Genomic DNA, 19101 nt, shown 5'->3' with positions numbered 1-19101 from the left:
CCCCGGCGCATCCGGCCTCGATGCCGAAACCGGTATATAAAGCAGGCATGGCCGAGACCGAGAGCGCCCCCGGAGCCCAGGAGTTCATCCCGCCGCAGGCGGACACCATCGACGAGCTGCGCGCCGCCGCGGCCGGCTGCCAGGGCTGCGAGCTCTACCGGGACGCCTCGCAGACGGTGTTCGGCCGGGGCGACGAGAGCGCCCGGGTGGTCCTCGTCGGTGAACAGCCCGGCGACCTGGAGGACCAGAAGGGGCTGCCGTTCGTCGGCCCGGCCGGCCGCCTGCTGCGCAAGGCGGTGGACGACGCCGGCATCGACACCGGCCACATCTACCTCACGAACGCCGTCAAGCACTTCCGCTTCGAGCTGCGCGGCAAGCGGCGGATCCACCAGACGCCGGACCGGGTGCACATCACGGCCTGCCGGCCCTGGCTGGTGGCCGAGTTCGCCCGGCTCCACCCGGAGATCGTGGTGGTGCTCGGCGCCACCGCCGCCAAGGCCCTGCTCGGCCCCACCTTCCGGGTGACGAAGCAGCGCGGCGAGCTGCTGCCCTGGCCGGCCGCCGCCCAGCACCCGGAGGACTTCGCCCGGGTCCCGGTGGACAGCGCCGGCAAGGTCGCCGACGCCCCGGCGGCCCGGCTGCTGGCCACCATCCATCCCTCCGCGGTGCTGCGCGCCGACAACCAGGACGTCGCGTACGACGGGCTGGTCAAGGACCTGAAGGTGGCCGCCCGCGCGCTGCGCTAGTCACGCCCCTGCCAGGTGCAGAGGCAGACCCGGTTGCCGTCGGAGTCGGCGAGCACCCAGAAGTGCGGCGCCTCCGCGTCGCTGACCAGCGTCCCGCCTGCGGCGAGCGCGGCCTCGATGCGCGGCTGGACCTCGACCGGGTCCACCCACACGTCCGGGTGCCAGCGCTGGCGGGGCTCGTCGCGGCCGGACTCCTGGAACCACACCGTGGGCAGCGTGCCGGCCGGGTCGCGCAGCTCGTCGCCGAACCCGGGCCCGGCCAGATGCTCGATGGCCAGCACCGCCCGCCAGAACGGCAGCACGGCGGCGAAGTCGGGGCTGTCCAGGGCGAGTTCGAGCCGGGACACGCCGGTGTGCGCCGGTGACAGGCCGGCCTCGGCGGCGAGCGCGGAGATGGCCCGGGCCAGCCGGACGTCGCGGTCGGTGACCCCGCGCGCGTCGTGCGACCAGAGCCGTACGTCGACGTGGGTGTAGCGCAGGTCCAGGTCGGGATGGTGGTCCCGCCGCTCGGCCTCGGCGCCGATGGCGTTCACCAGCGCCAGCCCGGCGGCGAAGTGGGGCGTACGGATGCGGGTCTGCAGGGCGCCGAGCAGATAGGTCCACCCGTCCAGGGCGGCGTCGGCGATCTGTGCTCCGGTCAGCGTGCTCATCCCGCCATGCTGGCGTACCCGGGGCCGCTGGACCAGCGCGGCGGCGGCGGAATGGACCTGCACCGCGGACGGCGCGGGCCGTACCGTCGCGGCATGACCGCCGCTGATCTTGAGCTGTCCGTGCGCAACGCCGCCGCCCTCTGGACGGCCCTCGCCGAGGCCCGGGGCCACGGGCTGGTACGCCGGCCGGGCTTCCTCGCGGTGACCGGCAGCCCCCGCACCGGGCTGCGGATCCTGCTGCGCGCCCCGGATCCGGCCCCCGACGACCGGGCCGCGCTGGCCGACCTGGTCCGCCGGCGGGTCGGCCCGGTCACCGTCGAGGACCAGTACGCCGCGCTGGACCTCACCGACCTCGGTCTCACCCCGCGCAGCCTGCCGGTGCTGGTCCGCCGGCCCGTTCCGCCGCCCGCCCCGTCCCTGCCGGTCACCCAGGTCGAGCGCCCCGACCAGCTCGACACCGTCGAGGACGTGGTGGTGCGCGGCTTCCCCCTCGAACCGCTCCGGCCGCGCCGCCCCGGCGAGGCGTTCCCGGCCGCCCTGCTGGACCGGCCCGAGGTGCGGTTCTTCCTGGTCCACTCGGGCGGTGCGCCGGCCGGCGCCTGCCTGACCGTGCGGGACGAGGGCGTCGGCCTCTACTGGATGACCAGCCTGCCCGAGCACCGCTCGCGCGGCGTGGGGCGGGCCCTGCTGCACGGCGTCCTCGGCCGGTTCGGCGAGGTGCCGATGACGCTCACCGCGGCGCGCGCAGGCCGCCCGCTCTACGACTCGCTCGGCTTCGTCCCGGTCACCGACGCCACCTGGTGGAGCTGAGCACGGTTCGCCTCTGGGCAGGGCGGGTGAGCGGTGCCAGACTGGCCGCCATGGAGCAGCATCTCTACGAGCCCGTCCACCAGGAGTTCCGGGACCTGTGCCGCCAGTTCCTCGCCCGGGAGGCCGTGCCGCACCACGACCGCTGGGAGGCCGACGGGATCGTCGACCGGGAGGTGTGGCGCAAGGCGGGCGCGGCCGGCCTGCTCGGCATGGACGTGGACCCCGAACACGGCGGCGGCGGGCAGCGGGACTTCCGGTTCAACGCGGTGCTCGACGAGGAGATCGTCGCGGCCGGCTGCAGCGGGCTGGGCTTCGGGCTGCACAACGACGTGGTGGCCCCGTACCTGACCGAGCTGACCACCGACGACCAGCGCAAGCGCTGGCTCCCGGGCTTCTGCTCCGGCGACCTGGTCACCGCCATCGCGATGAGCGAGCCGGGCGCGGGCAGCGACCTGGCCGGCATCCGCACGAGCGCGGTCCGCGACGGCGACAGCTGGGTGCTCAACGGGCAGAAGACGTTCATCACCAACGGCGAGCTGTCCGACCTCGTGGTGGTGGTCGCCAAGACCGCCCCCGACCAGGGCGCGCACGGGGTGAGCCTGATCGTGGTGGAGACCGGCACGCTGGGCTTCGGCCGGGGCCGGCGGCTGGCCAAGGTCGGCCTGAAGGCCAACGACACCGCGGAGCTGTTCTTCGACGACTGCCGGGTGCCGGCGGACAATCTGATCGGCACCGAGAACCACGGTTTCTACCACCTGATGGGCAACCTGCCCCGGGAGCGGCTGAGCATCGCGGTGGCCGCGGTGGCGGCGGCGGAGAAGCTGCTCGCGCTCACCCTCGACTACGCGCGCTCCCGGGAGGCGTTCGGCCGGCCGATCGGGCGGTTCCAGCACAACCGGTTCCTCCTGGCCGAGCTGGACACCGAGGTCACCATCGCGCGGACGTTCGTCAACCACTGCGTGGCCGAGCACAACGCCGGCCGGCTCTCGGTGACCGACGCGGCGAAGGCCAAGTGGTGGACCACCGAGCTGCAGAACAAGGTCGCCGACCGCTGCGTGCAGCTGCACGGCGGCTACGGCTTCATGCTGGAGTACCCGGTGGCGAAGGCCTGGCTGGACAGCCGGGTACAGACGATCTACGGCGGCACCACCGAGATCATGAAGGAGATCATCGGCCGGGGGCTCGGCCTGTAGCGAAACCGGGTGCCGGTGAACCGGTCGGGTGCGGGAGGATGGGTCACCCCTTACCCGAGGAGCACCCGTCATGGCCACCGACCTGACCACGCCGGCCCCGAGCCGGCTCGACGTCGCCCCGATCCAGCGGCGCACCGTCCGGCTGCTCTTCCTCACCCAGATCATCGGCGGCATCGGCGTCACCATCGGCATCTCGGTCGGCGCGCTGCTCGCCGCCCGGATCGCCGGCACCGCGCTGGCCGGGGTGGCGCAGAGCGCCGGCGTGGTCGGCGCCGCGCTGCTCGCCGTGCCGGTCACCCGGATCATGGCGGCCCGGGGGCGGCGGCCGGGGCTGGTCACCGCGTACCTGGTCGGGGCGGTCGGTGGCGTGCTCGTGGTGGTCTCCACCGTGCTGCACCTGGTGCCGCTGCTCTTCGTCGGCATGCTGCTCTTCGGGGGCGGGACCGCGGCCAACCTCCAGGCCCGCTACACGGCCGTGGACCTGGCCGAGCCGGCCCGCCGGGGGCGCCAGCTCTCGCTCGTGGTGTGGGCCACCACCATCGGCGCCGTGGCCGCGCCGAACTTCGCCGCGCTCGCCGACGCCACCACCCGCGGCTGGGGCCTGCCGGCGCTGGCCGGCCCGTTCGCCTTCAGCGCCGCCGCGTTCGTGCTGGCCGCCGTCGTGCTGGCGGTGCTGCTCCGGCCGGACCCGCTGCTCACCGCGCGCCGGCTGGCGGCGGCCGAGAGCCCGGCCGACCCGGGCTCGGCGTCGGGCTCGTCGGCCCGGCGGCGCGCGGGCATGGTCGCCGCCTGGCGCACGGTACGCGACCGGCCCGCCGCCCGCCTGGGCATCGCCGCCGTGGCCGTGGGCCACCTCGTGATGGTCGCCGTGATGTCGATGACCCCGGTACGCCTGGGCGAGTCGCACTCCGACGCGGACGTGCTGCGGGTGGTCGGCATCGTGCTCAGCCTCCACATCGCCGGCATGTACGCCCTCTCCCCGCTGGTCGGCTGGCTCACCGACCGGCTGGGCCGGCGTCCGGTGATCCTCGGCGGGGTGGCCCTGCTGCTGGCCGCCTGCGCGGTCGCCGGTACCGCCGGGCACCACACGCCGCTGCTCTCGGTGGGTCTGGCCCTGCTCGGGCTGGGCTGGTCGGGCACCATGGTGGCCGGCTCGACGCTGCTGTCCGAGTCGGTGCCCACCGCCGACCGGCCCGGCGTGCAGGGCCTGTCCGACCTGGTCATGGGGCTGGCCGGGGCGGGTGCGGCGGCGGCGAGCGGGTTTGTCATGCGGGCCGTGGGTTATCCGACCCTGACCCTGCTGGCGGCGATCGCGGTGGTGCCGCTGGTGGCGCTAGCGTTGCGTCCGGCGCCGGTCGGTGCGCCGGAGGAACTCCGGCGTCCCGCGGACGAGGTGCCCGACAAGGAGGAGTGACACGTGCGGCTGACCGACTTCTGGACACGGCTGGAGGAGGCGTTCGGGCCGGGCTACGCGGCCAGCATCGCCAGCGACCAGGTGCTGTCCCAGCTCGGTGGGCGGACCATCGAGCAGGCCCTCGCGGGGGGTGAGGAGACGCACGTGGTGTGGCGTGCGGTCGTCGCCGCGTATCCCGACCGGGTGCCCGCGCGACTACGCTGAGCAGTCTTTCGCCGGTTCCGCGTGTCGCTTGCCGAGTCGTACACCTGTTCGGCTATTGTCCACAGCGGGGTGCTCGTCCACAGCTCGCGGCCCGTCGGCTGGTTTTCTGTCGGACCCAGCGCCTAGCGTGTCCGCGTGACGCGAAGCTCAGGAAAGACGCCGGCGAAGGCAGGGGTGGCAACGATGGCGGCAGGGCCCGACCGGGAGAAGGCACTCGACCTTGCTCTCGCTCAGATCGACAAGCAGTTCGGCAAGGGTTCGGTGATGCGGCTGGGGGAGCGGCCGGTCATCCAGACCTCGGTGATCCCCACCGGCTCGATCGCGCTCGACGTGGCGCTCGGCGTGGGCGGTCTGCCCCGCGGCCGGGTCGTCGAGATCTACGGTCCCGAGTCCAGCGGTAAGACCACGGTCGCCCTGCACGCGGTGGCCAACGCCCAGCGGGCCGGCGGCATCGCCGCCTTCATCGACGCCGAGCACGCGCTCGACCCGGACTACGCGAAGGCCCTCGGCGTCGACACCGACGCCCTGCTGGTCTCCCAGCCGGACACCGGCGAGCAGGCGCTGGAGATCACCGACATGCTGGTCCGCTCCGGCGCGATCGACATCGTCGTGATCGACTCGGTGGCCGCCCTGGTGCCGCGCGCCGAGATCGAGGGCGAGATGGGCGACAGCCACGTGGGTCTGCAGGCCCGGCTCATGAGCCAGGCGCTCCGGAAGATCACCGGCGTGCTCAACAACACCGGCACCACGGCGATCTTCATCAACCAGCTCCGCGAGAAGATCGGCGTGATGTTCGGCAGCCCGGAGACCACCACCGGTGGTCGGGCGCTGAAGTTCTACGCCTCGGTCCGGCTCGACGTGCGCCGCATCGAGAGCCTCAAGGACGGCACCGACGTGGTCGGTAACCGCACCCGGGTCAAGGTCGTGAAGAACAAGGTCGCCGCGCCGTTCAAGCAGGCCGAGTTCGACATCATGTACGGCAAGGGCATCTCCCGCGAGGGCTCGCTGATCGACGTCGGCGTGGAGCAGGCGATCATCCGCAAGTCCGGCGCCTGGTACACCTACGACGGCGACCAGCTCGGCCAAGGCAAGGAGAAGGCCCGCGAGTTCCTCCGGGAGAACCCGGACGTGGCGGCCGAGATCGAGAAGAAGATCCTGGAGAAGCTCGGCGTCGGCACCGGCGCGGGCGACGCCGCCGGCGGGCCGGACCTGCCGCCGGTCGACTTCTGATCCGCTTACCCGTGGCAGGACGACGCGCCCGTACGGGGCGGGGCTGGGACGCCAGCCCGCCCCGCACGGGTGACGCCACCACTCCACCCCGGCCCCGTCGCGGCCGCCGGGGCCGGGCCGAGGAGCCCGATACCGAGGCGACGCCCGCGCCGCCCCGCGACGAGGCCGAGGTGGCCCGGGAGATCTGCCTCCGGCAGCTCGCGGTCCGGCCGCGCACCCGCGCGGAGCTGGCCGGCGCCCTGGCGAAGCGGGGCATCTCCGAGGAGGTCGCCGACCAGGTCCTCGACCGCTACGACGAGGTCGGCATCGTGGACGACGCCGCCTTCGCCCGGGCCTGGGTGAGCAGCCGGCACACCGGCCGCGGGCTGGCCCGGCGGGCGCTCGCCAACGAGCTGCGCCAGCACGGCGTCGACGGCGAGGTGGCCGGCGAGGCCCTCGACGAGATCGACGAGGAGACCGAGGCGGAAACCGCCCGGGCCCTGGTGGACCGGAAGCTGCGCTCGGCCCGGGGCGAGCCCGACGCCGTGTTCCGTCGCCTGGTGGGCATGCTGGCCCGCAAGGGCTACCCGGCCGGCGTGGCCATCCGGGCGGTCAAGGACGGGCTGGCCGCGCAGAGCGCGGAGGCGGCCGAGTTCGCCGAACACATCGACGCCGACGCCCTCGCCGACGCCGAGAACGACCTCGACCCGGCCTCCCGCCCCCTCGACTGACCCCCGACCGCGCTGATGACCATGAAGTTGTCGCCCCGACACGCCGACGCCCCGGGCAACAACATCATGATCGACCCCTGGGGAGGTGTGCGGCCGTGTTGAAGGCGTGTTTGAACGGGGGGCGCCGGAGGGTCGAGCATCCCGCCGTGCCGGTGACGCCGGACGAGGTGGCGGCCGACGCCGTTCGGTGCGCGGCGGCCGGGGTGGCGGCGGTGCACGTGCACCCGCGCGACGCCGGCGGCGCCGAGTCCCTCGACCCGGCCGTGATCGCCGCGGCGGTCACCGCGATCCGGGCCGCCCGGCCCGGTCTGCCCGTCGGCGTGAGCACCGGCGCCTGGATCGCCCCCGAGCCCGCCGACCGGGTCGCCGCCGTACGCGCCTGGACGGTGCTGCCCGACTTCGCCTCGGTCAACGCCCACGAGCCCGGTGCGGCGGCCGTCGCGGCCGCCCTGCACGAGCGGGGCGTCATGGTCGAGGCCGGCCTCTGGACGGTGGCGGCGGTCGACGCCTGGCGCCGCTGGCCGGTGCCGACCGGGCGGGTCCTCGTCGAGTGCCTGGCCGAACAGGTCGACGCGGCCCTCGCCGACGCCGCGGCCATCCTCGCCGCGCTGCCCACCGACCGCCCGCCGGTGCTGCTGCACGGCGAGGGCCCCGCCACGTGGCCGGTGCTGGCCGAGGCGGTCCGCCGTGGCCTGGACACCCGGATCGGCCTGGAGGACACCCTCGTCCTGCCGGACGGCGCCGTCGCCCCGGACAACCCGGCGCTGGTGAGCGCGGCGCACACCCTCGGCGCTCGCTGAGCGGCAGCGTCGGTGAGCGACATCAGGACCGCGGGCCGGGTGGGGGGAACGGGAAGAGGGGGCGGTGGGGTGAGAGCGGCCGGGGGAGCGAGCGGTCGGTGCAACGTGAGTCACCTTTGCGGAAAGTTGCCGGCCTGCCGAGGGCGGCGGCAGGTCACCCCGAGCGGCGGCTGGTGACGGTCGCGTTGCGGCTCTGAGCAGGTCGGGAACGTGACCGAGGCGGCCGGAGCGGGGGAAATTTGTCCGTCCGTGTCCGGCATCTGGACACCTCTGCGTGACGCCGCAACTTCTCTCCGTCCGGGTGGTTTGATCATGAGTTCTTGACCGAACGGCCCCCGGAGACCTAGCCTCGCCATACAGGCTCACTTTGCCCGACCAGCGCAGGCTAAGCGCACAACATAGATCGCGTAACAGAACAGCATCACTTTTGGCCAGCTTCACCGGCCTTTGACGGCAAGCTCCGGACGGCCGGTCCGGAGCGGACCGACAACTGCAACCGGCCGCCGGCGATGTCCTCGCGTGGGCACCGTCGACGGAAAGCTACCCACAGCCAGCCGCTCCGGTCGGGCGTCCAGAGTCGCAGGTGCGTGCCCAGTCGCACGCCGCCTGCGGCGCCGACGTTCAGGGGAGGCGGCCATGGCGGGGCGGCACAGGTTCACCGGCGGTCTTCCAGGCGCTGCCGGCCGCTCCTCGCCGGGTGGTTGCCCGACCCGGGTCGCAGCGGGCGCGCACCGGCTCGGAGCGGCCGCATGACCGCCTTCAACGTCGTCATCCTCGTGGTGGTGCTGCTGCTCGTCGTCGTGGTGGTCGGCGCCGTCCTGTTCGGCGTGCGTACCCTGCGGCGGCTCAGCCTCGCGCCGGCCCCGGAGGATCCGGCCTTCATCGCCGAGAAGGACCGCCAGGAGCAGTCCCTGGCGGCCCTGCGCAGCGCCGCCGACGAGGCGAACAGCACCATCGACGTGGCGAAGTCCGCCGCCGCCGCGGCCCGCGCCGAGGCGGCCGCCGCCAAGGCCGAGGCGAAGGCGGCCCGGGCCGAGGCGCGGCGGGTGCTCGACGACGCCCGGGCCGAGGCCGACACGGTGCTGGAACGGGCGCACAAGCAGGCCGAGGCGGACGCCGAGCAGCTTCGCGCCACGGCCCGGCGCAGCGGCGAACGGGAGGTGGCGGTGCTCGCCGCGACCACCCGGGAGCAGGCCGCCGAGGTCGAGCGGCGGGCCGCCCGGATGGACGAGCGGGAGCGGCTGCACACCGAGGAGGTGGAGCGGCTCGCCGAGCGGGAGCGGCAGCTCACCGCCGCCAGCGCCGCGCTCGCCACCCGGGAGGCCGCCCTGGTGGAGCGGGAACAGGCGCTCGCCGAGGCGGAGGAGCAGCGCCGCCGCGAGCTGGAGCGGGTGGCCGGGCTGACCGCCGACACGGCCCGCGCCGAGCTGGTCGAGTCGATCGAGGGGCAGGCCAAGCGGGAGGCCGCGCTGCTGGTCCGGGAGATCGAGGCCGACGCGCGGGGCACCGCCGAGCAGCGCGCCCGGCACATCGTGGTCGACGCCATCCAGCGGGTGGCCAGCGAGCAGACCGCGGAGAGCGTGGTCAGCGTCCTGCACCTGCCCGGGGACGAGATGAAGGGGCGGATCATCGGCCGGGAGGGGCGCAACATCCGCGCCTTCGAATCGGTCACCGGGGTCAACCTGATCATCGACGACACCCCCGAGGCGGTCCTGCTTTCCTGCTTCGACCCGGTACGCCGGGAGGTCGGCCGGCTCACGCTGGAGAAGCTGGTGCTGGACGGCCGGATCCACCCGCACCGGATCGAGGAGGTCTACGACCTGGCCCGGCACGAGGTGGAGGAGCTCTGCCACCGGGCCGCCGAGGACGCCCTGGTCGAGGTCGGCATCACCGAGATCCACCCGGAGCTGGTCACCCTGCTGGGCCGGCTGCGCTACCGGACGTCGTACGGGCAGAACGTGCTCAAGCACCTCGTGGAGACCGCGCACATCGCCGGGATCATGGCCGCCGAGCTGCGGCTGGACGTGCCCACCATCAAGCGCTGCGCCTTCCTGCACGACATCGGCAAGGCGCTCACCCACGAGGTGGAGGGCAGCCACGCCATCATCGGCGCCGACCTGGCCCGCAAGTACGGGGAGAGCGAGGACGTGGTGCACGCCATCGAGGCGCACCACAACGAGGTGCCGCCGCAGACCATCGAGGCGGTGCTCACCCAGGCGTCGGACGCCTGCTCGGGCGGGCGGCCCGGGGCGCGGCGGGAGAGCCTGGAGGCGTACGTAAAGCGGCTGGAGCGGATCGAGGAGATCGCGGCCGGCAAGCTCGGCGTGGAGAAGGTCTTCGCCATGCAGGCCGGCCGGGAGATCCGGGTGATGGTCAAGCCCGAGGACGTGGACGACATCGGCGCGGCGGTGCTGGCCCGGGACGTGGCCAAGCAGATCGAGGAGGAGTTGACCTACCCCGGTCAGATCCGGGTGACCGTGGTCCGCGAGTCCCGGGTCACCGAGATCGCCCGCTGACGACGCGACGGCGGAGAGCGACGGCGAGACCGACGAGGCGACGGCGGGAACGACGGCGGGAACGACGAAAGGGCCGGCCCGGATCACCGGGCCGGCCCTTCGCGACGGGCGGGTGGATCAGCCCTGCGGCTCGGCCACCGTGGCGCCGCCGGCCGGGGTCGAGTCCGGCGCCGCGGTCTGCCTCGGGACCCGGAAGCCCCGCCGCCGGGTACGCCGGTCCAGCCAGTTCGCCAGCGTGGTGAGCAGCGAGTTGATCACGATGTAGATGGCGGCCACCACGATGGCGGCGGCGACCACGTTGCCCCGGTTGGCCGAGAGGTCGTTGACGCCCCGCTGGAGCAGCTCGGGGAAGGCCACGATGTAGCCGAGCGCGGTGTCCTTGAGCAGCACGACCAGCTGGCTGACGATCACCGGCAGCATGGCCCGGGCGGCCTGCGGCACGAGGATCAGCCGCATCACCTGGTTCTTCCGCATGCCCACGGCGTACGCGGCCTCGGACTGCCCGCCGGGCAGCGAGCGGATGCCGGCGCGGAACGCCTCGGCCAGCACCGACCCGTTGTAGAGGGTGAGACCGACGACCACGGCCCAGAACGCCGGGACCGGCCCCTGGATGAGGAACGGCACGCCGTAGAAGATGAAGAAGATCATGAGGAGCAGCGGGACGGCGCGGAAGAACTCCACGACCACGCCCGCCGGGACCCGGACCCACCAGTGGTCGGAGAGCCGGCCGACCGCGAACAGGATGCCGAAGGCCAGCGACAGCACCATGCCGGTGGCCGCGGCGAGCAGGGTCTGCCGCAGGCCGGGCCAGATGAACTGGGTCCAGGTGGGCGCCTCGGTGAACGGCTTCCAGAGGTTGCCCTCCCACTGCCCGGCCTGGTCGAACTTGGCGTAGACCCACCAGAGCAGGGCGGCCAGGCCGACGCCGAAGACGACGCTGAGCACCGCGTTGCGCACACGAGCCCGCGGCCCCGGGTGGTCGTAGAGAACCGTGGTCGTGCTCATCAGCGCTTCACCGCCAGTCGGTTGGCCAGCCAGCCGAAGAAGTAGCCGGTCGGGATCAGGAGCGCGGCGAAGGTGCCGGCGAACACCAGGAAGATCGGGATCACCGCGTCGCCGTTGCTGTTGATCAGGTCCTTCATGACGCTGGACGCCTCGATCAGGCCGATGGTGCCGACGATCGTGGCGTTCTTGCACAGCGCGATGAGCACGCTGCCCAGCGGGGCCACCACGGCCCGCCCGGCCTGCGGCAGGATCACGATGCGCAGGGTCTGGAAGAAGGTCAGCCCGATCGCGCGGGCCGCCTCCGCCTGCCCGGCCGGCACGGTGTTGACGCCGGAGCGCACCGCCTCGCAGACGAACGCGGCGGTGTAGACCGACAGGCCGACCACGCCCAGCCAGTAGTTGTTCAGGTCGAGGTCGTCCGACAGGGTCAGCCCGAGCGTCGTGTAGAGGCCGAAGTAGCAGAAGAAGATGATCAGCGTCAGCGGCGTGTTGCGGAAGATGTTGACCCAGGCCGCGCCGAAGCCCCGCAGCACCGGCACCGGGGAGACCCGGAACGCGGCGAGGAGCACGCCGAGCGCCAGCGCGAGGACCGCCGACGCGCCGGTCAGCTTGAGGATCCAGAGAAAGCCCGACAGGTACGCGTCGAGGTTGGTCGGATCAGCGAATACGTGCATGCGTCGACTCCCGGGGCACGTCGTCGGCGTCGCGACAGGCCGGGGCCGGCACCCCTAGGGATGCCGGCCCCGGAACCGGTCAGACGCTGCCGCAGTTGGTCAGCTTGGTGGTGTCCAGCTCGGGCGCGGCCTTGCCGCTCTTGCCCAGGGTGGCGTCCCAGGCGGCCTTGTAGGAGCCGTCCGAGGCGGCGGTCTTGAGGATCTCGTTGACCTTCTCGCAGCCGTCCTTGTCGTCCTTCTTCAGGCCAATGCCGTAGGGCTCGGTGGAGAAGGGCTTGCCGACGACCTTGAACTTGCCGGCGTACTGGGACTGCGCGGCGTAGCCCGCGAGGATGATGTCGTCGGTGGTCACCGCGTCGACCTTGCCGCTCTCCAGCAGCGGCAGGCACTTCGAGTACGAGTCGAACTGCTGCAGCTTGGCCTTCGGGTGGTCGGTCTGGATCCGCTTGGCCGGGGTGGAGCCGGTCACCGAGCAGACCGTCTTGCCGTCAAGCGCCTCCGGGCCGGCCAGCGTCGAGTCCGCCTTCACCAGCAGGTCCTGGCCCGCGATGAAGTACGGGCCCGCGAAGTTGACCTTCTTCTTGCGCTCGTCGTTGATGGTGTAGGTGGCCACCACCAGGTCGACGGTGCCCTGCTGGATGAAGGGCTCGCGGTTGGCCGAGACGGTGGTCTTCCACTCGATGTTGTTCGCGTCCACGCCGAGGCCCTTGGCCACGATCTTGGCGATCTCCACGTCGAAGCCCTCGTACTGGCTGCCGGTCTGGATGCCGAGGCCCGGCTGGTCGGCCTTCACGCCGATGACCAGCTTCTTCTGGCTCTGCGCCTTGCCGATGATGCCCTTGGCCCCGCTGCTGCTGGAGCCGCCGTCCCCGTCGCCGCCGCAGGCGCTCATGCCGAGCGCCAAGGTCGCCGCCGCGGCGACCGCCGCCACGCGCTTCATACGCATACTCTTCTCCTTCTTCGACGGAGCCGCCGGGGGACGGCGCGCTCCACTACGGACGCTCAGTGCGTGAGGATCTTGGAGAGGAAGTCCTTGGCCCGCTCGCTGCGCGGGTTGGCGAAGAACTCGGCCGGGGGCGCGTCCTCGACGAGCCTGCCGTCGGCCATGAAGATCACTCGGTTGGCCGCGTGCCGGGCGAAGCCCATCTCATGGGTGACCACGACCATGGTCATGCCGTCGCGCGCGAGGGAGGTCATCACGTCCAGCACCTCGCCGACCATCTCCGGGTCGAGCGCGCTGGTGGGCTCGTCGAAGAGCATCGCCTTGGGCTGCATGGCCAGCGCGCGGGCGATCGCCGCCCGCTGCTGCTGGCCCCCGGAGAGCTGCGCCGGGTACTTGTCCGCCTGGTTGGCGATGCCGACCCGGTCGAGCAGGGCCAGGCCGCGCTCGCGGGCGGCGGCCGGCTTCTCCCCGCGTACCTTGACCGGGCCGAGGGTGACGTTCTCCAGGATGGTCTTGTGCGCGAAGAGGTTGAACGACTGGAACACCATGCCGACCTCGCTGCGCAGCTTGGCCAGCGCCTTCCCCTCGGCGGGCAGCGGGGTGCCGTCGAAGGTGATGGTGCCCGAGTTGATCGGCTCCAGCCGGTTGATCGTGCGGCACAGCGTCGACTTGCCGGAGCCGGACGGGCCGATGACCACGACCACCTCGCCCCTGCCGACGGAGAGCGAGACGTCGTCCAGCACGTGCAGGGGGCCGAACCACTTGTTCACCCCGTCCAGCACGATCAGCGGTTCGCCCGTCGTCACGTCGTCCACCGTCCCTGTCGTCCGTACGGAAAAGTGGGGTCGCGAGACCCCCGGTTGGGCCACTGTAGGCGGGGTGATGTGGCGGAACGCAACTCGAATGGTCACGGAGCGGTAACACCGGTCACCGCCGTACCCGTGAGTCCGAATTCCGTCACGGAACGGGGCGTCCGAGTGGCGGCCACGAGGGTTCGCGGAGATCATGTGGGGATGACAGTGCCGCTCCGGTTGACCGATTACGCCCGCGGCGGCGGCTGCGCCTGCAAGATTCCGCCGGGCGAGCTGGAGAAGATGGTCGCCGGCCTCGGTCCGGCCACCGGCGCCGCCGACCTGCTGGTCGGTCTGGAGCACGGCGACGACGCCGCGGTGGTCCGGCTGGACGAGCGCACCGGCCTGGTCAGCACGGCGGACTTCTTCACCCCGGTGGTCGACGACGCGTACGACTGGGGGCGGATCGCCGCCGCCAACGCGCTGTCCGACGTGTACGCCATGGGCGGCACCCCGCTCGTCGCGCTCAACCTGCTCTGCTGGCCCCGCGAGGTGCTGCCCCTGGAGTTGGCCCGGGAGGTGCTGCGCGGCGGTCAGGACGTGGCCCGGGAGGCCGGCTGCCATCTGGCCGGCGGGCACAGCGTCGACGACGACGGCCCGAAGTACGGCCTGGCGGTCACCGGCGTCGTTCGGCCCGAGGAGCTGATCACCCTGGACGCCGGCCGGGCCGGCCTGCCGTTGTCGCTGACGAAGCCGCTCGGCGTCGGAGTGCTGAACACCCGGCACAAGCGGACCGGGGAGCGGTTCGCCGAGGCGGTCGCCTCGATGGCCCGGCTCAACCGGGACGCGGCCCGGGCGGCGGTCGCGGCCGGGATCCGCTGCGGCACCGACGTGACCGGCTTCGGGCTGCTCGGGCACGCCTCGAAGCTGGCCCGGGCCAGCCGGCTCACCGTGGCGATCGACGCGGCCGCGGTGCCGTACCTGCCCGGCGCCCGGGAAGCGCTGCGCGACGGGTACGTCAGCGGTGGCACCCGGCGCAACCTCGACTGGGTGACCCCGTGGACCGACTTCGGTGGGGTCGACGAGGGGGAGCGGCTGCTGCTGGCCGACGCGCAGACCTCGGGCGGGCTGCTGGTCGCGGGCGAGGTGCCGGGCGGCACGGTGGTCGGTGAGCTGCTGCCGGCGAGCGAGCACCTGATCCGGGTGCGCTGACAGCCGCGGCGGGCGCCACCGCCCGGTGATTCGTGCGGCGGAGCCGGCACCGTACCCGATAAACTGTCATCTTCCCGCTACTCTGGGCAATGCCGCCCGGGGAAATTTTGCCCAGAATGGTCACAGACCGGTAACTTGCGCCCGGCTGAGGTCATATGCACCCCACCATCGTCAGTAAGGCCCGATCCGGAGGCCGGTGGGACGAGCGCAGCGAGGAGGCGGCATGACCGAGCTGTGGAACTGGAGAATCGACGGCGCGGCGCCCGTGGAGGTCTACCCGGCGCTGGCCGAGGCGCTCGGCCGGGTGGTGATGCCCCTCGCGGTCGCCGACCCGGCCCGACTCCCCGCGTACGCGGTGGTGTGCGACGTGTGGGAGGCGCCCGGGGCGTACGGGACCGTGGTCGACTGTTACGGCGTGCCCGAGCGCCTGCCGGAGCTGCCCAGCATCGCGGCGCTGGCCCGGCTGCTGGACCGCAACTGCCTGATGCGCGACGACACCCTCGACGCCGGACGGCACCTGCTGGTCGCCCCGGACGGCACGATCCGCCCGGTGCACTTCGACGTGGTGGAGACCGACGACGGCGAGGTCCTCAGCGACCAGCGGCTCTGCACCGTGGCGGACCCCCGCTGCCGGGGCTGGTCGCAGTGCCACCGCTCCCGGTGGGCCCCCGACTCGGTCGCCCCGGCCCTCGCCGCCGCCTGACCGGACCTCGCGGCGGGCGCGGCGATCGTCGACGCCCCAGCGATGCGGGGTCCGGGCTGTCGCGCAGCTTTCGCGTCAGCGATCGGGCCTCGGCCGACGCTCGCCGAGTGCCTCGGCACACGGCTCCTCCTCGTTCGGTCCGACCAGCTCCGCCCGGATACGCTGTCCGGGTCATGACTACCGCAGCCGCGGGCAGCCCGCGCACCTACCAGGTGCGCACGTACGGCTGCCAGATGAACGTGCACGACTCCGAGCGCATCTCCGGCCTGCTCGAACAGGCCGGCTACGTGCGCGCCGCCGAGGCCGACGAGCAGCCCGACGTGGTGGTGTTCAACACCTGCGCCGTCCGGGAGAACGCCGACAACCGGCTCTACGGCAACCTGGGTCACCTGCGCCCCGTGAAGGACAAGCACCCGGGGATGCAGATCGCCGTCGGCGGCTGCCTGGCCCAGAAGGACCGCGGCGAGATCGTCCGCAAGGCGCCCTGGGTGGACGTCGTCTTCGGCACGCACAACATCGGCTCGCTGCCGGTGCTGCTGGAGCGCGCGCGGCACAACACCGCCGCCGAGGTCGAGATCCTGGAGTCCCTCGACGTCTTCCCCTCGACGCTGCCGACCCGGCGCGAGTCGACGTACGCCGGCTGGGTGTCGATCTCGGTGGGCTGCAACAACACCTGCACGTTCTGCATCGTGCCCTCGCTGCGCGGCAAGGAGAAGGACCGCCGTCCCGGCGACATCCTCTCCGAGGTGCGCGCCCTGGTCGACGAGGGCGTGCTGGAGGTGACCCTGCTCGGGCAGAACGTCAACTCCTACGGCGTCGAGTTCGGCGACCGCTACGCCTTCGGCAAGCTGCTGCGCGCCTGCGGCGACATCGACGGCCTGGAGCGGGTGCGGTTCACCAGCCCGCACCCGAAGGACTTCACCGACGACGTGATCGCCGCGATGGCCGAGACGCCGAACGTCTGCCACTCGCTGCACATGCCGCTCCAGTCCGGATCCGACGACGTGCTGCGCGCCATGCGCCGCTCGTACCGGTCGGAGAAGTACCTGGGGATCATCGAGAAGGTCCGCGCCGCCATGCCCGACGCGGCGATCACCACCGACATCATCGTCGGCTTCCCCGGCGAGACCGACGCCGACTTCGAGAAGACCCTCGACGTGGTCCGGGAGGCCCGCTTCTCGTCCGCGTTCACCTTCCAGTACTCCAAGCGCCCCGGAACCCCGGCCGCGACCATGGACGGCCAGCTGCCCAAGCAGGTCGTGCAGGAGCGGTACGAGCGGCTCATCGCCACGGTCGAGGAGATCACCTGGGCGGAGAACCGGAAGCTGGTCGGGGAGACCGTCGAGGTGCTGGTCGCGGTCGGCGAGGGGCGCAAGGACGAGCGCACCGGCCGGCTGTCCGGCCGCGCGCGGGACGGCCGGCTCGTGCACTTCGACGCCGGGTCGCTGGCCGGGCAGATCCGCCCCGGCGACATCGTCCACACCACGGTCACCTACGCCGCCCCGCACCACCTGAACGCCGACGGGGAGCCGCTGTCGCACCGGCGCACCCGGGCCGGCGACGCGGCCGAGGCGGGGCGCGCCCCGCGTACCCCCGGGGTGCTGCTCGGGCTGCCGACGATCGGCGCGCCGGCCGCGGTGCCCGCCCCCACCGGCGGCTGCGCCGCGCACTGACCGACGGCCGACGGCCGGGACCGCCCCGTGGCGGCCCCGGCCGTCGCCGTTTCAGCAGGCGGTGCCGTTGAGCTTCACGGCGCCCGGCGCGGCGGCCGTGCCGTTGGCCGTGAAGCCGACCGAGGCGCCCGGCGCCAGCGACGACGCCCAGGTCGGTGCGGCCGCGGTGACCGTGGTGCCGGACTGGGTGACGGTGGCGTTCCAGCCGCTGGCCAGGGTCACCCCGGACGGCCAGGTCCAGGTGGCCGACCACGGGTTGACCGCGGCCGTGCCGCTGTTCTTCACGGTCAGCTCGCCCTGGAAGCCGCCCTGCCACGCGTTGACCTGCTTGTACGTGGCCGTGCAGCCGCCGGTCGGTGCCGGCGTGGTCGGGTTCGGCGACGTGTTCGGGGTGCCCGTCGGCGACGGGCTGGTGGTGCCCCCGCCCACCGGCGGGATCAGGTAGGGCTGGAGGATGTCCTGCTTGGCCTGGTTGATGGTGGTCCAGTCGTCGTTGGCGATGCCGCCGGTGTCACCCGAGTTCGGGTTCCACGACCAGTAGGTGAAGGACATCCCGCTCACGCCGGTCCCGGTGTACGCCATCAGGTTCTGCAGCCAGACCTTGTCCTTCGGGTCCTGGAGCGTGGTGCCGAACTCGCCCATCATGATCGGGGCGAGGTTCTGCTTGTAGAGGTAGCCCCAGTACTTGTCCCAGATCGCCGGCATGTTCGCCGGGTAGGTCGGGTCGTCGAACCACGCCTGGTGGTAGACCGAGGTCGCGTACTCGTGCGGGGAGTAGACCAGCCGGTTGGCCACGTTGAGCCGCACCGGGAACTGCCCGGCCTTCGACAGGTTGCCGCCCCACCAGCCGCAGTCCTCGTCGTTGCTCGGGTCGTTGTCCCAGACGTTCGACAGGCCGCCGCTCGGGCAGCTCACCCCCTCCACGAAGATCAGCCAGTTCGGCTGCACCCCGAGGATCGCGTTGCCGGCCCGCTCGGCGGCCAGCCGCCAGTCCCGCGCGGTGTCGCCGCAGCCCCAGCAGGCGCCGGTGGCCGCCGGGTTGGTGCCCTCGGCGTGCGGCTCGTTGTGCAGGTCCGCGCCGATCACCGTGGGGTTGTTCGCGTACCGCTGGGCGAGCATCTTCCAGTCGGCGATCCAGGTCGCCTCGGAGACCGTCGAGGTGTACCAGAGCGGCGACTGCCCGGCCGAGGTGGGCCGGTGCCGGTCCAGGATGACCCGCATCCCCTTGCTGCCCGCGTAGTCGATCACCTTGTCGAGGATCTGCAACGGGGACAGGCCGACCAGGTCCGGGTTGACGAAGTCGTTGATGCCGGTGGCCGTCGCGCCCGGCTTCAGCGCGTCGTTCGAGTAGGGGATGCGCAGCGTGTTGTAGCCCAGCCGGGCCATGGTGTCGAGCTGGCCGCGCCACGGGTTGCTCGACCACAGACCGTGGAAGGTCTTGTTGTCGGTTTCCATGCCGAACCAGTTGATGCCGGTGAGCCGGACCGTGGCCCCCGTGCTGTCGACGATCTTGTTGCCACTGGTGTGCAGGTAGCCGGTGCCGGTGCCGCCGGTGGCGGCGGCGGCCGGTGTGGTGCTGACGGCGGCGGCGACGAGGACGCCGGCGGCGGCGGTGGCGAGCGCCGCGAGGGCGCCGCCGAAGGCGGTCGGACGAGAAGGCATTGCCGGAGCTCCGTTTCGGAGGGTCAGGCCCGGACCACGAGATGTGGGGGAGGTGGCCGTGCGGGGACGGCTCGGCTGCGGGGGTACGGCCCCGTGACCGCTCGCGTGGTGGTGCTGCCCTGGCTCCGCGCCCCATTCTGATCGCCGTCGATCGGACCGTCAATT

General features: G+C 72.7%; 18 protein-coding genes. 12 read left to right on the top strand and 6 right to left on the bottom strand.

Features of this window, described 5'->3' with window-relative positions; translation table 11 throughout:
- The first annotated feature begins 47 nt into the window (after positions 1-47).
- Positions 48-746: a UdgX family uracil-DNA binding protein gene (locus tag NLX85_RS03795; protein WP_254331646.1), complete on the top strand. Its 699-nt coding sequence runs from the start codon at positions 48-50 to the stop codon at positions 744-746.
- On the opposite strand, the gene NLX85_RS03790 is transcribed toward NLX85_RS03795, so the two are convergent.
- On the bottom strand, positions 743-1396 hold the full coding sequence (locus NLX85_RS03790; RefSeq protein WP_254331645.1) for a 4a-hydroxytetrahydrobiopterin dehydratase: 654 nt from the start codon (positions 1394-1396) through the stop codon (positions 743-745). The genes NLX85_RS03795 and NLX85_RS03790 overlap by 4 nt on opposite strands.
- Positions 1397-1489: 93 nt before the next feature.
- Here NLX85_RS03790 and NLX85_RS03785 point away from each other — a divergent pair, with 93 nt between their 5' ends.
- The 8 genes from NLX85_RS03785 to rny all read left to right on the top strand — a co-directional run bounded on the left by NLX85_RS03785 (position 1490) and on the right by rny (position 10273).
- Complete coding sequence (locus NLX85_RS03785) at positions 1490-2206, top strand: GNAT family N-acetyltransferase (RefSeq protein WP_254331644.1); 717 nt, start codon at positions 1490-1492, stop codon at positions 2204-2206.
- A 50-nt stretch (positions 2207-2256) separates the two neighbouring features.
- On the top strand, positions 2257-3399 hold the full coding sequence (locus tag NLX85_RS03780) for an acyl-CoA dehydrogenase family protein (protein WP_254331643.1): 1143 nt from the start codon (positions 2257-2259) through the stop codon (positions 3397-3399).
- 70 nt (positions 3400-3469) lie between these two features.
- Positions 3470-4813, top strand: a complete 1344-nt coding sequence (locus tag NLX85_RS03775; RefSeq protein ID WP_254331641.1) for an MFS transporter — start codon at positions 3470-3472, stop codon at positions 4811-4813.
- Positions 4814-4816: 3 nt separating this feature from the next.
- Positions 4817-5017, top strand: coding sequence for a DUF3046 domain-containing protein (locus tag NLX85_RS03770; protein WP_254331639.1), 201 nt, complete (start codon positions 4817-4819; stop codon positions 5015-5017).
- 183 nt (positions 5018-5200) lie between these two features.
- Complete coding sequence (recA, locus tag NLX85_RS03765) at positions 5201-6247, top strand: recombinase RecA (RefSeq protein WP_254331638.1); 1047 nt, start codon at positions 5201-5203, stop codon at positions 6245-6247.
- 11 nt (positions 6248-6258) lie between these two features.
- A complete protein-coding gene (locus NLX85_RS03760; RefSeq protein ID WP_254331637.1) occupies positions 6259-6957 on the top strand; it encodes a regulatory protein RecX in 699 nt (232 codons plus the stop codon).
- A 95-nt stretch (positions 6958-7052) separates the two neighbouring features.
- Positions 7053-7757, top strand: a complete 705-nt coding sequence (locus tag NLX85_RS03755; RefSeq protein ID WP_308210653.1) for a 3-keto-5-aminohexanoate cleavage protein — start codon at positions 7053-7055, stop codon at positions 7755-7757.
- A 749-nt stretch (positions 7758-8506) separates the two neighbouring features.
- Positions 8507-10273 carry a ribonuclease Y gene (rny, locus tag NLX85_RS03750; RefSeq protein WP_254331635.1) on the top strand — a complete coding sequence of 589 codons (1767 nt, stop codon included), beginning with the start codon at positions 8507-8509 and terminating at the stop codon, positions 10271-10273.
- Between the two features lie 117 nt (positions 10274-10390).
- Here the strand turns inward: rny and NLX85_RS03745 are convergent, their stop codons facing one another.
- The 4 genes from NLX85_RS03745 to NLX85_RS03730 all read right to left on the bottom strand — a co-directional run bounded on the left by NLX85_RS03745 (position 10391) and on the right by NLX85_RS03730 (position 13710).
- The gene (locus tag NLX85_RS03745; protein WP_254331634.1) at positions 10391-11278 is read right to left on the bottom strand and encodes an amino acid ABC transporter permease; all 888 of its coding nucleotides are present in this window, start codon (positions 11276-11278) and stop codon (positions 10391-10393) included.
- Positions 11278-11952: an amino acid ABC transporter permease gene (locus NLX85_RS03740; RefSeq protein WP_254331633.1), complete on the bottom strand. Its 675-nt coding sequence runs from the start codon at positions 11950-11952 to the stop codon at positions 11278-11280. Before NLX85_RS03740 ends, NLX85_RS03745 begins: the two co-directional genes overlap by 1 nt.
- A gap of 79 nt (positions 11953-12031) precedes the next feature.
- Complete coding sequence (locus NLX85_RS03735) at positions 12032-12898, bottom strand: glutamate ABC transporter substrate-binding protein (protein ID WP_254331632.1); 867 nt, start codon at positions 12896-12898, stop codon at positions 12032-12034.
- A gap of 56 nt (positions 12899-12954) precedes the next feature.
- Complete coding sequence (locus tag NLX85_RS03730) at positions 12955-13710, bottom strand: amino acid ABC transporter ATP-binding protein (protein ID WP_148428065.1); 756 nt, start codon at positions 13708-13710, stop codon at positions 12955-12957.
- 198 nt (positions 13711-13908) lie between these two features.
- Between NLX85_RS03730 and selD the strand changes: the two genes are divergently transcribed.
- The 3 genes from selD (at position 13909) to miaB (ending at position 17274) form a co-directional block, all read left to right on the top strand.
- On the top strand, positions 13909-14898 hold the full coding sequence (gene selD, locus NLX85_RS03725) for a selenide, water dikinase SelD (protein ID WP_254331630.1): 990 nt from the start codon (positions 13909-13911) through the stop codon (positions 14896-14898).
- 223 nt (positions 14899-15121) lie between these two features.
- Positions 15122-15601 (top strand): hypothetical protein, encoded by a 480-nt coding sequence (locus NLX85_RS03720; RefSeq protein ID WP_148428061.1) that lies wholly within the window; start codon positions 15122-15124, stop codon positions 15599-15601.
- Positions 15602-15774: 173 nt separating this feature from the next.
- Complete coding sequence (gene miaB / locus NLX85_RS03715) at positions 15775-17274, top strand: tRNA (N6-isopentenyl adenosine(37)-C2)-methylthiotransferase MiaB (protein ID WP_254331629.1); 1500 nt, start codon at positions 15775-15777, stop codon at positions 17272-17274.
- Between the two features lie 51 nt (positions 17275-17325).
- Here miaB and NLX85_RS03710 read toward each other — a convergent pair whose 3' ends face one another.
- Positions 17326-18936 (bottom strand): cellulase family glycosylhydrolase, encoded by a 1611-nt coding sequence (locus tag NLX85_RS03710; RefSeq protein ID WP_254331627.1) that lies wholly within the window; start codon positions 18934-18936, stop codon positions 17326-17328.
- Positions 18937-19101: the final 165 nt, after the last annotated feature.

The sequence above is a fragment of the Micromonospora sp. A3M-1-15 genome (assembly GCF_024213425.1).
GTDB classification, from domain to species: Bacteria; Actinomycetota; Actinomycetes; order Mycobacteriales; family Micromonosporaceae; genus Micromonospora; species Micromonospora chersina.
The sequence above is the reverse complement of the archived record's forward strand: the minus strand, read 5'-3'. Positions and strand labels throughout refer to the sequence as shown.